The 13,319-nt window shown below is 70.7% G+C and carries 11 protein-coding genes; 7 read left to right on the top strand and 4 right to left on the bottom strand.

Going from position 1 to position 13,319, the window contains the following annotated elements:
- Positions 1 to 96 precede the first annotated feature (96 nt).
- A complete protein-coding gene (gene groL, locus ACFVYR_RS34360; protein ID WP_384250356.1) occupies positions 97 to 1,725 on the top strand; it encodes a chaperonin GroEL in 1,629 nt (542 codons plus the stop codon).
- 263 nt (positions 1,726 to 1,988) lie between these two features.
- Here groL and ACFVYR_RS34365 read toward each other — a convergent pair whose 3' ends face one another.
- Together ACFVYR_RS34365 and ACFVYR_RS34370 are read right to left on the bottom strand one after the other, a co-directional pair.
- On the bottom strand, positions 1,989 to 2,762 hold the full coding sequence (locus tag ACFVYR_RS34365) for an SDR family NAD(P)-dependent oxidoreductase (RefSeq protein WP_384250353.1): 774 nt from the start codon (positions 2,760 to 2,762) through the stop codon (positions 1,989 to 1,991).
- 59 nt (positions 2,763 to 2,821) lie between these two features.
- A complete protein-coding gene (locus ACFVYR_RS34370) occupies positions 2,822 to 3,499 on the bottom strand; it encodes an MOSC domain-containing protein (RefSeq protein ID WP_384250350.1) in 678 nt (225 codons plus the stop codon).
- Between the two features lie 81 nt (positions 3,500 to 3,580).
- On the opposite strand from ACFVYR_RS34370, the gene ACFVYR_RS34375 reads away from it, so the two are divergent.
- Positions 3,581 to 4,480: a LysR family transcriptional regulator gene (locus ACFVYR_RS34375; protein ID WP_384250347.1), complete on the top strand. Its 900-nt coding sequence runs from the start codon at positions 3,581 to 3,583 to the stop codon at positions 4,478 to 4,480.
- A gap of 93 nt (positions 4,481 to 4,573) precedes the next feature.
- Here the strand turns inward: ACFVYR_RS34375 and ACFVYR_RS34380 are convergent, their stop codons facing one another.
- Positions 4,574 to 4,909 (bottom strand): WhiB family transcriptional regulator, encoded by a 336-nt coding sequence (locus ACFVYR_RS34380; protein ID WP_384250344.1) that lies wholly within the window; start codon positions 4,907 to 4,909, stop codon positions 4,574 to 4,576.
- Positions 4,910 to 5,298: 389 nt separating this feature from the next.
- On the opposite strand from ACFVYR_RS34380, the gene ACFVYR_RS34385 reads away from it, so the two are divergent.
- From ACFVYR_RS34385 to ACFVYR_RS34400, 4 genes are all read left to right on the top strand, one after another.
- Complete coding sequence (locus tag ACFVYR_RS34385; protein WP_003948568.1) at positions 5,299 to 5,910, top strand: response regulator transcription factor; 612 nt, start codon at positions 5,299 to 5,301, stop codon at positions 5,908 to 5,910.
- Between the two features lie 245 nt (positions 5,911 to 6,155).
- Positions 6,156 to 6,731 (top strand): sigma-70 family RNA polymerase sigma factor, encoded by a 576-nt coding sequence (locus ACFVYR_RS34390; RefSeq protein ID WP_055563244.1) that lies wholly within the window; start codon positions 6,156 to 6,158, stop codon positions 6,729 to 6,731.
- A gap of 165 nt (positions 6,732 to 6,896) precedes the next feature.
- Entirely contained in the window at positions 6,897 to 8,399 is a 1,503-nt protein-coding gene (guaB, locus tag ACFVYR_RS34395) for an IMP dehydrogenase (RefSeq protein ID WP_384250342.1), read from the top strand.
- Between the two features lie 113 nt (positions 8,400 to 8,512).
- Entirely contained in the window at positions 8,513 to 9,637 is a 1,125-nt protein-coding gene (locus tag ACFVYR_RS34400; protein ID WP_150171160.1) for a GuaB3 family IMP dehydrogenase-related protein, read from the top strand.
- A gap of 89 nt (positions 9,638 to 9,726) precedes the next feature.
- Here the strand turns inward: ACFVYR_RS34400 and ACFVYR_RS34405 are convergent, their stop codons facing one another.
- Positions 9,727 to 10,980 (bottom strand): nucleotide sugar dehydrogenase, encoded by a 1,254-nt coding sequence (locus tag ACFVYR_RS34405; protein WP_384250338.1) that lies wholly within the window; start codon positions 10,978 to 10,980, stop codon positions 9,727 to 9,729.
- Between the two features lie 228 nt (positions 10,981 to 11,208).
- On the opposite strand from ACFVYR_RS34405, the gene ACFVYR_RS34410 reads away from it, so the two are divergent.
- Positions 11,209 to 12,918, top strand: a complete 1,710-nt coding sequence (locus tag ACFVYR_RS34410; RefSeq protein WP_384250335.1) for a glycerol-3-phosphate dehydrogenase/oxidase — start codon at positions 11,209 to 11,211, stop codon at positions 12,916 to 12,918.
- Positions 12,919 to 13,319: the final 401 nt, after the last annotated feature.

Consider the following 13,319-nt stretch of genomic DNA (forward strand, 5'->3'; position numbering starts at 1 on the left):
TGCTTTTGAGTTGCGCCCCTGGTCACCCCGCTCTTTGCCGGGCGGCGAGGGGCGCAGTTCGTTCACCCGAGTTTTCGAGAGGGCTGAATCGCTCCCATGGCGAAGATCCTGAAGTTCGACGAGGACGCCCGTCGCGCCCTTGAGCGCGGCGTCAACAAGCTTGCCGACACGGTCAAGGTGACGATCGGCCCCCGCGGCCGCAACGTCGTCATCGACAAGAAGTTCGGCGCGCCGACCATCACCAACGACGGCGTCACCATCGCCCGTGAGGTCGAGCTCGACGACCCGTACGAGAACCTCGGCGCCCAGCTGGTGAAGGAGGTGGCGACCAAGACCAACGACATCGCGGGTGACGGCACCACCACCGCCACCGTGCTCGCCCAGGCCCTGGTCAAGGAAGGCCTGCGCAACGTCGCCGCCGGCGCCTCCCCGGCCGCCCTGAAGAAGGGCATCGACGCCGCCGTCAAGGCCGTCTCCGAGGAGCTCCTCGCCACCGCACGCCCGATCGACGACAAGGCCGACATCGCGGCCGTCGCCGGTCTGTCCGCCCAGGACCCGCAGGTCGGCGAGCTCATCGCCGAGGCGATGGACAAGGTCGGCAAGGACGGTGTCATCACCGTCGAGGAGTCCAACACCTTCGGCCTGGAGCTCGACTTCACCGAGGGCATGGCCTTCGACAAGGGCTACCTGTCGCCGTACATGGTGTCCGACCAGGAGCGTATGGAGGCCGTCCTCGACGACCCGTACATCCTGATCCACCAGGGCAAGATCTCGTCGATCCAGGACATGCTGCCGCTGCTCGAGAAGGTCATCCAGGCCAACTCCTCGAAGCCGCTCCTGATCATCGCCGAGGACGTCGAGGGCGAGGCCCTGTCGACCCTGGTCGTGAACAAGATCCGCGGCACCTTCAACGCCGTCGCGGTGAAGGCTCCCGGCTTCGGCGACCGCCGCAAGGCGATGCTCGGCGACATGGCCACCCTCACCGGCGCCACCGTCATCGCCGAAGAGGTCGGCCTCAAGCTCGACCAGGTCGGCCTCGACGTGCTCGGCACCGCCCGCCGCGTCACCATCACCAAGGACGACACCACGATCGTCGACGGCGGCGGCAACAAGGCCGACGCCGACGCCCGCGTCGCCCAGATCAAGGCCGAGATCGAGGCCACGGACTCCGACTGGGACCGCGAGAAGCTCCAGGAGCGCCTCGCGAAGCTGGCCGGCGGCGTGTGCGTCATCAAGGTCGGCGCCGCCACCGAGGTGGAGCTGAAGGAGAAGAAGCACCGTCTGGAGGACGCCATCTCCGCGACCCGCGCCGCGGTCGAGGAGGGCATCGTCTCCGGTGGTGGCTCCGCTCTGGTGCACGCCGTCAAGGTCCTCGATGGCAACCTCGGCAAGGAGGGCGACGAGGCCACCGGTGTCGCCGTCGTCCGCCGCGCCGCCGTCGAGCCGCTGCGCTGGATCGCCGAGAACGCCGGCCTCGAGGGCTACGTGATCACCTCCAAGGTGGCCGAGCTGGAGAAGGGCTTCGGCTTCAACGCCGCGACCGGCGAGTACGGCGACCTGGTCAAGGCCGGCGTCATCGACCCGGTCAAGGTCACCCGCTCCGCGCTGGAGAACGCCGCGTCCATCGCCTCCCTGCTCCTGACGACCGAGACCCTGGTCGTCGAGAAGCCGGCGGAGGAAGAGGCGGAGGCCGGTCACGGCCACGGCCACGGTCACTCGCACTGACCTGAGTTGCCCGAGGCCCGGCTCCCTGTACTGGGAGCCGGGCCTCAGGCCTTTTCGGGGATGCGTCTGCCGGCGTCTGCCGGGTGCCTGTGGCGTTGCCGTCCGCGGACCGTGGTCCGTCCTCGCGCAGTTCCCCGCGCCCCTTGATGGGGCTGCGCCCCTCCAGGGGCGCGGGAAACCGCGCGGCCAGCCGAAGGCGACCCGCACCCGGCAAGGGAGCGCAACCCGGCAGACACACCCCGCACCCGTAGGGCCCCGCAGCCCTACTGCGGCCCGTACTTGCGGCCCGTCCGGGACGTCACGCCGCCGAGCAGGTTCCGCGGCGTCACCTTCACCACGCCCATCAGCGCCTTGTACCGCGGGTCCGGGACGGAGAGCGTCTTGCCCCGCGCCAGGTCGGTGAGCGCCGTCGCGACCAGCTTGTCCGCGTCGAGCCACATCCAGCCGGGGATGTTGGACGTGCCCATCCCGGCGCGCTCGTGGAACTCGGTCCGTACGAAGCCGGGGCACAGCGCCATCAGCCGCACCCCGGAGCCGGCCAGGTCCTTCGCCGCGCCCTGGGTGAACTGCACGACCCACGCCTTCGACGCCCCGTACGTGCCGCGCGGCACGAACGCCGCCACCGACGCGACGTTCACCACGCCACCGCGCCCGCGCTCCCGCATCGCCTCCGCCGCGGCCGACGTCAGCCGCAGCACCGCCTCGCAGTGCACCTTGAGCATGGTCAGCTCGTCGGCCATCGGGACTTCCAGGTACCGGCCCTTGTTGCCGAAGCCCGCGTTGTTGATCAGCAGGTCGACCGCGTCCCTGCGGTCGGAGAGCCGCTTCGCGACGGACTCGATGCCCGTGTCCGTGGAGAGGTCCGCGGTCAGCACCTCCGCCTCGATGCCGTGCCGGTCGTGCAGCTCGGTCGCCTGCTCGCGCAGCCGCTTGGTGTCGCGAGCCACCAGGACGAGGTTGTGCCCGTCACCGGCGAGACGCCGCGCGAAGGCGGCGCCGATACCGGCGGTTGATCCCGTAATCAGAGCCGTAGTCATGGCCCAAGGCTAGTGAGATCGCGTGACCGCCGTGTTGCGCGGACGCTCACCGATCCGTCTCACGCGGTCGGGGCGCCGTGCCGCGCCAGGTACGTGCGGGTGCGTTCCGCGGTCTCCGGGTGCAGGGCGTCGCCCGCCGCGAGCAGCCGCGGCAGCAGCGACCGCTCCGTGGTGACGGCCCGGAACTGCAGGCCGACGGTGACGTCGTGCTCCGGCCGGTGCACGATACGGACCGAGTCGCCGGCCCGGATCGTGCCCGGTTCGAGCACCCGCAGATACGCGCCGGGAGCACCCTCCCCGGTGAACCGCTTCATCCACCCCGACTCGCCGAGGTGACCCTGGAACGTACGGCACGGAATGCGCCCGCTCGTCACTTCGAGCACCAGATCGGCGCCGATCCGCCAGCGCTCCCCGATCCGCGCGCCGTTCACGTCGACGCCGGACGTCGTGAGGTTCTCGCCGAACGAGCCGTGGGGCAGGGGCCGTCCGAGTATCCGCTCCCACGCGTCGAGGTCCTCGCGGGCGTACGCGTACACCGCCTGGTCGTTCCCGCCGTGGTGGCGCAGATTGCTGATCTCGTCACCGGTCACGCCGCTCCCGCCGACCCCCTTCGCGCCGGGCGCGCTCACGAGGACGGGGCCGCGCACCGGCCGCTTGTCGATGCCGGTGGTGCCCGAGGGGGAAGCGGCGTACTCGACGGCCGTGCGACGGCCGGCGTTCACCGAAAGAAGCTCCATGCGAGAAGGCTAGGCGAGTCACCCTCAAAGCCGCGCGGCAATATTTCGTGATGTGTCCAAGCGTCGCTTATGCTCGTCGCCATGATCGAGGCCCGTCACCTCCGTGTCCTGCGCGCCGTGGCCGCCACCGGCTCCTTCTCGGCCGCGGCCCGCGAGCTCGGCTGCACCCAGCCCGCCGTCAGCCAGCAGATGAAGGCACTCGAATCCTCGACCGGCACGCCGCTGCTGATCCGCACCGGCCGTGAGATGCGCCTGACCCAGGCCGGTGAGGCCCTGGTCAGGCACGCCTCGGGCATCCTCGCCGGGCTCACCGCCGCCGAGGAGGAGGTCGCCGCGATCGCCGGCCTGCGCGCCGGCCGGGTCCGGCTCGTCTCCTTCCCCAGCGGCAGTTCCACCCTCGTCCCCTGCGCCCTCGCCGCCCTGCGCGCGGCCCACCCCGGCACGCGCGTCTCCCTCGTGGAGGCCGAGCCGCCGCGCTCGGTGGAGATGCTGCGCGAGGGCGACTGCGACGTGGCCCTGGCGTTCCGGTACGAAGGGGCGACGGCCGCCGAGGAGTGGGGCGACCTCATCGTGCGTCCGCTGCTCGCGGACCGGCTCGTCGGTCTCGTGCCCGAGGGGCACCGGCTCGCCGAGGCGGACTCGGTCACCATCGGCGAGTTCGCCGAGGAGTCGTGGATCGCGGGCTGCCCCCGCTGCCGCAGGCAACTGGTGGAGGTCTGCGAGAGCGCGGGCTTCGTGCCCCGGATCGATTTCGCGACCGACGACTATCCCGCGGTGATCGGCCTGGTGGGCGCCGGTCTCGGAGTGGCGGTGCTGCCCGAACTCGCGATCGAGTCGGTGCGCCCCAAGGGTGCACGCACCGTGACGGTGGAGCCCGCCGTGCAGCGGGAGATCGTCGCGCTCACGCTGCCGGATCTGGCGCAGGTGCCGGCCGTCGCCGCCACGCTGGACCATCTCGCGCGGGCTGCCGCCCGCCAGTAGGGCGGAAGCCGCCCGAGGTTGTTCCGCGGCCCGCCCGCCGGAGAGCCTGTTCGAAGAAACGTTCCTTCAGTTCCTTCAGCTCCTTCAGTTCCTTCAGCTGTGCGACACAGCTCTGCCCACCGGCGCCGGCGCGGACGCCGTGACCAGCCGGTTGCGCGCCCGCCCCATGAGCTCTTCCCGCTCGTCCTCGGTGAGGCCGCCCCACACGCCGTACGGCTCGCGCACCGCCAGCGCGTGAGCCGCGCACTCGGCGCGTACCGGGCACCGCATGCAGACCTCCTTGGCGGAGTTCTCACGCGCGCTGCGCGCCGCTCCCCGTTCGCCCTCCGGATGGAAGAAGAGCGAGCTGTCGACCCCTCGGCAGGCCGCGAGTAGCTGCCAGTCCCACAGATCTGCGTTCGGTCCGGGAAGGCGGGAGAAATCTGCCATTGCTGGTCCCCTTGGTGCCGTTCTGACGCGGATACGGTGCCCATGACCGTACATCTACTGTCTAAGGAGATGAAAATATGACTCATTGCGAATCTAGCCATAGACACCAGGAAAAGGGAAGAAAAGCCGCTAAATGGGGCATAGCTTGTGATGAAAGGTTGAGGGTCTTCCGCGCGCTCTCCGCTGTGTCCGCGCCCTCACGTAGAGTGCCGAAGGTGGCTGACTGCCCCGTAACTCTTTCGGGTGACCGTCGTTGAGAGTGCGAGGCGGTTGAAAGAACAAGCGCTCGGGCAGGTGTCCGAGAGCGTCAACCGCACAGGTGACGAATATGTACCAGCCTGGAGGCTCAAGGTGACGCGCAGCAGCTGTGAGAGCCGCGGAGGACACTCATGACATCGGTCCTCGTCTGCGACGACTCCCCGCTTGCCCGAGAGGCGCTCCGCCGCGCGGTCGCGACCGTGCCCGGTGTCGAGCGCGTGACGACGGCGGCCAACGGCGAGGAAGTGCTCCGCCGTTGGGGCGCCGACCGCTCGGACCTGATTCTGATGGACGTACGCATGCCCGGCCTCGGCGGCGTCGAGACCGTCCGGCGGCTGCTGTCCGCCGACCCCGGTGCGCGCATCATCATGCTCACCGTCGCCGAGGATCTGGACGGGGTCGCCCTCGCGGTCGCCGCCGGGGCCCGCGGCTATCTGCACAAGGACGCCTCGCGCGCCGAGCTGCGCGCGACCGTCACCCAGGCGCTCGCCGACCCGACGTGGCGGCTCGCCCCGCGCAGACTGCGCTCGGCCGAGATGGGCGCCGCGCCCACCCTCACCGCGCGTGAGATCCAGGTCCTCGAGGGCATGAGCCACGGCCGGTCTAACGCGGAGATCGGGCGCGAGCTCTTCCTCTCCGAGGACACCGTCAAGACGCACGCCAGGCGCCTCTTCAAGAAGCTCGGCGCCTCGGACCGGGCACACGCGGTGGCGCTCGGTTTCCGCTGGGGTCTGGTCCGCTGAGTGTGCTGCCGCGGGGGCCCCGCGTTCCCCGCCCGCCACGCGGTGGGCGGGGCGTCGGATGCCCGCCGCTGCTTGTTTCGTCGCCGATGCCGCATCCTTGAGGTGTGGAGTTCCTCGGGGACGAGTCGATCGAGCGGGAGGGGAGGGCGCAGGAGATGAGTTCCGGCGCACCTGCTCATAACGCTTCAGTGCACAACTACGGACGCGGTGCCACGGATTCTTCGCCGTCAAGGCACCATGGACCGATGCGCGATGACAAGACGACGGTGATCGGTGCCCTCGTCCTTCGCGCGGTCGAGGGCGACGAACAGGCCACGCACGACCTTCTCGCACACGTGCACCCCCTGGCGCTGCGCTACTGCCGCACCCGTCTCTCCCGGCTGCCGGGTGACGCACGGCACTTCGTGGAGGACCTGGCGCAGGAGGTCTGCGTCGCCGTCCTCCTCGCGCTGCCGCGCTACAAGGACACCGGCCGCCCCTTCGAGGCCTTCGTCTTCGCGATCGCGGCCCACAAGGTGGCCGATCTGCAGCGGGCGGCGATGCGGCACCCCGGTTCCACCGCCGTGCCCTCCGACGAGATGCCCGAGCGGCCCGACGACTCACTCGGTCCCGAGGAGCGCGCGCTGCTCAGCAGCGACGCCGAGTGGGCCAAGAAGCTCCTCGCCAACCTCCCGGACAACCAGCGCGAGCTGTTGCTCCTGCGCATCGCCGTCGGGCTGACGGCCGAGGAGACGGGGCAGATGCTGGGGATGTCGCCGGGCGCCGTGCGGGTGGCGCAGCACCGGGCACTGAGCCGCCTGAGGGCGCTCGCCGAGCAGTAGCGCCCCGCGCGCGTGGCATGCGCGTGGCACGACGGCGGGGAGTCCGCCGTCGGCGTACGTGTGAACGTACAAAGCTGTCCGATGATCTTGCTCGTGGAATGAGACACCCTTCACGGCCGTTAGCATGGACATCCGCACCGATCAAGGCCATTTGGGGAAGGTGTCATGACTGCAAACGTCGACGGAGTGCCCGAGAAGTTCGCGACACTCGGGCTGACCTACGACGACGTGCTGCTGCTGCCGGGCGCGTCGGAAGTGCTGCCGAACGCGGTCGACACCTCGTCCCGCATCTCCAGGAACGTACGGGTGAACATCCCGCTGCTCTCCGCGGCGATGGACAAGGTCACCGAGGCCCGGATGGCGATCGCCATGGCCCGCCAGGGCGGCGTCGGCGTGCTGCACCGCAACCTGTCCATCGCGGACCAGGTCAACCAGGTCGACCTCGTGAAGCGCTCCGAGTCCGGCATGGTCACCGACCCGATCACCGTGCACCCCGACGCGACCCTCGCCGAGGCCGACGCGCTGTGCGCCAAGTTCCGCATCAGCGGTGTGCCGGTGACCGACGCGGCGGGCAAGCTGCTCGGCATCGTCACCAACCGCGACATGGCCTTCGAGAACGACCGCAGCCGTCAGGTCCGCGAGGTCATGACGCCGATGCCGCTCGTGACCGGCAAGGTCGGCATCAGCGGCGTCGACGCCATGGAGCTGCTGCGCCGCCACAAGATCGAGAAGCTCCCGCTGGTCGACGACGCCGGTGTGCTCAAGGGCCTCATCACCGTCAAGGACTTCAAGAAGGCCGAGCAGTACCCGAACGCCGCGAAGGACGCCGAGGGCCGGCTGCTCGTCGGTGCCGCCGTGGGCGCGAGCCCCGAAGCGCTGGAGCGCGCGCAGGCGCTGGCCGGGGCCGGGGTCGACTTCCTCATCGTCGACACCTCGCACGGCCACAACAGCAACGCCCTGAGCTGGATGTCGAAGATCAAGTCGAGCGTCGGCGTCGACGTCATCGGCGGCAACGTCGCGACGCGTGACGGCGCGCAGGCGCTCATCGACGCCGGTGTCGACGGCGTCAAGGTCGGCGTGGGCCCGGGCTCGATCTGCACCACGCGCGTGGTCGCCGGTATCGGCGTCCCGCAGGTCACCGCGATCTACGAAGCGGGCGTCGCGGCCCGCGCGGCCGGTGTCCCGGTCATCGGCGACGGCGGTCTGCAGTACTCCGGCGACATCGGCAAGGCGCTCGCCGCAGGCGCCGACACCGTGATGCTCGGTTCGCTGCTCGCGGGCTGCGAGGAGTCGCCGGGTGAGCTGATGTTCATCAACGGCAAGCAGTTCAAGTCGTACCGCGGCATGGGTTCGCTCGGCGCCATGCAGTCGCGCGGCCAGGGCCGCTCGTACTCCAAGGACCGGTACTTCCAGGCGGAGGTCTCCTCCGACGACAAGCTCGTGCCGGAGGGCATCGAGGGCCAGGTGCCCTACCGCGGCCCGCTGGCCAACGTCCTGCACCAGCTCGTCGGCGGCCTGCGCCAGACCATGGGCTACGTGGGCGCGGCGAGCGTGGCGGAGATGGAGCGCAAGGGCCGCTTCGTCCGCATCACGTCCGCGGGCCTCAAGGAGAGCCACCCGCACGACATCCAGATGACGGTCGAGGCACCGAACTACAGCCGCAAGTAGCCGCCGGCACCCGCACGCGTGCGTGCAGGGGCGGCCCCGGACGACCGGGGCCGCCCCTTCCGTGTGTGTCGGGGATACTGGACAGGCAGACCAAGAGGGAAAGGCCCCACAACGTGACTGAGATCGAGATCGGGCGCGGCAAGCGCGGCCGCCGCGCGTACGCCTTCGACGACATCGCCGTCGTACCGAGCCGGCGCACCCGCGACCCGAAGGAGGTCTCGATCGCGTGGCAGATCGATGCCTACCGCTTCGAGCTGCCCTTCCTGGCCGCTCCCATGGACTCGGTGGTCTCCCCGCAGACCGCCATCCGCATCGGTGAGCTGGGCGGCCTCGGCGTCCTGAACCTCGAAGGCCTCTGGACGCGGTACGAGGACCCGCAGCCGCTGCTCGACGAGATCGCCGAGCTGGACGCGGAGACCGCGACCCGCCGCCTCCAGGAGATCTACGCGGCCCCGATCAAGGCCGACCTGATCGGGCAGCGCATCAAGGAGGTGCGCGACGCGGGCGTGGTCACCGCCGCCGCGCTCTCGCCGCAGCGCACCGCCGAGTTCTCCAAGGCCGTCGTGGACGCGGGCGTCGACATCTTCGTGATCCGCGGCACCACCGTCTCCGCCGAGCACGTCTCCGGAGCCGCCGAGCCGCTGAACCTGAAGCAGTTCATCTACGAGCTCGACGTCCCGGTCATCGTCGGCGGCTGCGCCACGTACACCGCGGCCCTGCACCTGATGCGCACCGGCGCCGCGGGCGTCCTGGTCGGCTTCGGCGGCGGCGCCGCGCACACCACGCGCAACGTCCTCGGCATCCAGGTGCCGATGGCCACCGCCGTCGCCGACGTCGCCGCCGCCCGCCGTGACTACATGGACGAGTCCGGCGGCCGGTACGTCCACGTCATCGCCGACGGCGGCGTGGGCTGGTCCGGCGACCTGCCCAAGGCCATCGCGTGCGGCGCCGACTCCGTGATGGTGGGCTCCCCGCTGGCCCGCGCCACGGACGCGCCCGGCAAGGGCCACCACTGGGGCATGGAGGCCGTCCACGAGGACGTGCCGCGCGGCAAGAAGGTGGACCTCGGCACGGTCGGCACGACCGAGGAGATCCTCACGGGCCCCTCGCACATCCCGGACGGCTCGATGAACTTCTTCGGGGCGCTGCGCCGTGCGATGGCCACCACGGGCTACAGCGAGCTCAAGGAGTTCCAGCGCGTCGAGGTGACGGTCGCGGACTCGCAGCACAAGCGCTGATCGTCTGCCTCTGCAAGGCTGATCGCCTGCCTCTGTAAGAAGGGCCCCGGTATGCGTACCGGGGCCCTTCTTGCGCGTTCCTGTGCGTGTCACAGGCGGTGGGCCGCGCCCGCCGGGGTCGCGCCCCTGGTGTCGAGCAGGAGCTGGGCCTTCACCGCGAGGCCTTGCAGGTCGTACGTGCGGTGGTGCTGGAGCAGGATCGTGAGGTCGGCGTCGGCCGCGGCCTCGTAGAGCGAGTCCGCGCGCGGGACGGGGCGGCCGAGGATGCTCCAGTTGGGCACGTAGGGGTCGTGGTAGCTGACCGACGCGCCGAGCTCCATGAGGCGGGTGGCCACCTCCTGCGCGGGCGCGCCCTGCTGGTCGGCGAGGTCGGGCTTGTAGGTGACGCCGAGGAGCAGGACGCGGGCGCCGCGGGCGGACTTGCCGTGTTCGTTGAGGAGGGTCGCCGAGCGCTGGATGACGTACTGGGGCATGCGGTCGTTGACCTGCTGGGCCAGTTCGACCATGCGCAGGGGGCGGGCGCCGCGGGAGGGGTTCGGCACGTCGAGGGGGACGCCGTGGCCACCGACGCCGGGTCCTGGGCGGAAGGCCTGGAAGCCGAAGGGCTTGGTCTCGGCGCAGCGGATGACGTCCCACAGGTCGATGCTCAGGTCGTGGCAGAGCACGGCCATCTCATTGACCAGGGCCATGTTCACGTGCCGGTAGTTGGTCTCCAGGAGGTGCACGGTCTCGGCCTCGCGCGGGCCCCGCGCGCGGACGACCTTGTCGGTGAGGCGGCCGTAGAAGGCGGCGGCCGATTCGGTGCAGGCGGGGGTGAGGCCGCCGATGACCTTGGGGGTGCCCGCGTAGCCGTGGGTGCGGTTGCCGGGGTCGAGGCGGCCGGGGGAGTAGGCGAGGTGGAAGTCACGGCCGGCCCGCAGGCCCGAGCCCGATTCGAGGATCGGGCGGAGGAATTCCTCCGTGGTCCCCGGGTACGCGGGGGATTCGAGGATCACCGTGGTGTGCGGGCGCAGCCGTGCGGCCAGCGCCCGGGCGGCTTCGGCCACCTGGCTCAGGTCGAGTGAGCGGTCGGCGGCCGGCGGGGTGGGGGCGCAGATGACAGCGGTGCGGACCCGGCCGAGTTCGGCCGGGTTGACGGTCGGCCGGAAGCCTCCCGAGAGCATCCGGCGGACTTCGGCGGCGGTGAGGGTGCCTTCGGCGCCGTCGCACGGGAGCCGGCCGCCGGCCAGGTCGGCGGCGCGGACGGGGTCGTAGCCGATGGTGGCGATGCCGCGTGCGACGGCGGCCTGGGCGAGGGGCAGGCCGAGGTGGCCGAGACCGATGACGGCGAGATCTGCGGGCATGGCGGTGGGCCGTCCTCCCAATAGCCGGTGTGGGACGAGTGCGCAAGCCCTGTGGACAAGGCGGAGCAGCGCAATGTCAGACTAGGAGTAAATATGACCGATTTGCGGTATTGCGTTGCGTGGGGTTCCGGAGTGTTGTCCACAGGCCGGGGGTCACGATCGGCGGGCGGCGGGGAAATCTGGGCATGATGTGAGTCCGACCACACCCGAGCTCAACGGGAGGCAGCGGTGAGGACAGCGACACTGGGGCCGGCGGAGCGTGCCGAGTCACTTGCGGGAATGGCCGAGCGGGAGCTGGACGTCCTGGTGGTGGGCGCGGGCGTGGTCGGTGCGGGCACGGCGCTCGACGCGGTGACCCGAGGCCTGTCCACCGGCCTTGTCGAGGCGCGGGACTGGGCCTCGGGCACGTCGAGCCGGTCCAGCAAGCTGATCCACGGCGGCCTCCGCTATCTGGAGATGCTCGACTTCGCCCTCGTGCGGGAGGCGCTGAAGGAGCGCGGCCTGCTCCTGGAGCGGCTCGCCCCGCACCTCGTGAAGCCGGTGCCGTTCCTCTACCCCTTGCAGCACAAGGGCTGGGAGAGGTTGTACGCGGGCTCCGGCGTCGCCCTCTACGACGCCATGTCGATGTCGCGCGGACACGGCCGCGGCCTGCCCATGCACCGCCACCTGACGCGCCGCCACGCCCTGCGCGTCGCCCCGTGTCTGAAGAAGGACGCCCTGGTCGGTGCCATGCAGTACTACGACGCGCAGATGGACGACGCGCGCTATGTGGCCACGCTGGTGCGCACCGCGTCGGCGTACGGCGCGAAGGTCGCCAACCGCGCCAAGGTCACCGGCTTCCTGCGTGAGGGCGAGCGGGTGGTCGGCGCCCGCGTGCAGGACGTGGAGGGCGGCGGGGAGTACGAGGTCCGGGCCAAGCAGATCGTGAACGCGACCGGCGTGTGGACGGACGACACACAGGCGATGGTGGGCGAGCGCGGCCAGTTCCACGTCAGGGCGTCCAAGGGCATCCATCTGGTCGTGCCGAAGGACCGGATCAACGCGTCGACCGGACTGATCCTGCGGACCGAGAAGAGCGTCCTCTTCGTCATCCCGTGGGGCCGGCACTGGATCGTGGGCACGACCGACACGGACTGGGACCTGGACAAGGCGCACCCGGCCGCCTCCAGCGCCGACATCGACTATCTCCTTGAGCACGTGAACTCGGTCCTCGCGGTGCCGCTCTCCCGGGACGACGTCCAGGGCGTGTACGCGGGGCTCCGCCCGCTGCTTGCCGGCGAGTCGGACGCCACGAGCAAGCTGTCCCGCGAGCACACGGTCGCGCACCCGGCACCCGGCCTCGTGGTCGTCGCGGGCGGCAAGTACACGACGTACCGCGTGATGGCCAAGGACGCCGTCGACGAGGCGGTGCACGGCCTCGACCAGCGCGTCGCCGAATGCGTCACGGAGGACATCCCGCTCGTCGGCGCCGAAGGGTACAAGGCGCTGTGGAACGCCCGGGCGAGGATCGCCGCGCGGACGGGCCTGCATGTGGTGCGAGTGGAGCACCTGTTGAACCGATACGGCTCGTTGGCCGAGGAGGTGCTCGAACTCATCACCGCGGACCCGAAGCTCGGCGAGCCCCTGCCCGGAGCCGACGACTACCTCCGGGCCGAGATCGTCTACGCCGCGTCGCACGAGAGCGCCCGCCACCTCGACGACGTACTGACCCGGCGCACCCGCATCTCGATCGAGACGTTCGACCGGGGCACGCGCAGCGCCAGGGAGTGCGCCGAGCTGATGGCGCCCGTCCTCGGCTGGGACAAGGACCAGATCGAGCGGGAGGTGCAGCACTACGAGAAGCGGGTGGAGGCCGAGCGCGAGTCGCAGCGCCAGCCGGACGACCTCACGGCGGACGCGGCACGCTTGGGGGCGCCGGACATCGTGCCGCTCAACTAGGTCACGAGGGGGGCGGGGGCCCCGCCCATCCAGGGCACGGGGGCGGAACTCACCCGTCGGCACAGTCGATTCGCTCCCCAATGGGTCGGCATGTCCATGTTGGTCTGGAAGGTGACGACCCGTCGGCTCAACCGGCCGGCCCGCGTGCGGTACGTCTCCCGTGCGCCGGGGCCGAGGCCTTGCTTCGGCCGGTGACCAGCGGAAGAGTGGCGTCCGTGGCCGGATCCGCACGGCGCGGGCGGCCCGGCGGCACGCTGTCGAGCGGCGCCGTCCTCGTGCGCGGCCCATCATGAGAGGCGTGATGGGGGGCCGCGGACCATGTCTTGGGGGCCTGTGGACCCTGGGCGTCGGCCGGTCCTTGAGTAAGGGACAATGAAGGCTCTGTCAGGGCGGGTTGCTCG

The sequence above is a fragment of the Streptomyces sp. NPDC058284 genome (assembly GCF_042881135.1).
In the GTDB taxonomy this organism is placed as follows: Bacteria; Actinomycetota; Actinomycetes; order Streptomycetales; family Streptomycetaceae; genus Streptomyces.

What these genes read in the sequence shown, in the direction of transcription:
- ACFVYR_RS34370 (WP_384250350.1), bottom strand. Translation starts at nt 3,499, where the DNA reads ATGGAGCTTCTTTCGGTGAACGCCGGCCGTCGCACGGCCGTCGAGTAC.
- ACFVYR_RS34375 (WP_384250347.1), top strand. Translation starts at nt 3,581, where the DNA reads ATGATCGAGGCCCGTCACCTCCGTGTCCTGCGCGCCGTGGCCGCCACC.
- ACFVYR_RS34380 (WP_384250344.1), bottom strand. Translation starts at nt 4,909, where the DNA reads ATGGCAGATTTCTCCCGCCTTCCCGGACCGAACGCAGATCTGTGGGAC.
- groL (WP_384250356.1), top strand. Translation starts at nt 97, where the DNA reads ATGGCGAAGATCCTGAAGTTCGACGAGGACGCCCGTCGCGCCCTTGAG.
- guaB (WP_384250342.1), top strand. Translation starts at nt 6,897, where the DNA reads ATGACTGCAAACGTCGACGGAGTGCCCGAGAAGTTCGCGACACTCGGG.
- ACFVYR_RS34390 (WP_055563244.1), top strand. Translation starts at nt 6,156, where the DNA reads ATGCGCGATGACAAGACGACGGTGATCGGTGCCCTCGTCCTTCGCGCG.
- ACFVYR_RS34385 (WP_003948568.1), top strand. Translation starts at nt 5,299, where the DNA reads ATGACATCGGTCCTCGTCTGCGACGACTCCCCGCTTGCCCGAGAGGCG.
- ACFVYR_RS34365 (WP_384250353.1), bottom strand. Translation starts at nt 2,762, where the DNA reads ATGACTACGGCTCTGATTACGGGATCAACCGCCGGTATCGGCGCCGCC.
- ACFVYR_RS34405 (WP_384250338.1), bottom strand. Translation starts at nt 10,980, where the DNA reads ATGCCCGCAGATCTCGCCGTCATCGGTCTCGGCCACCTCGGCCTGCCC.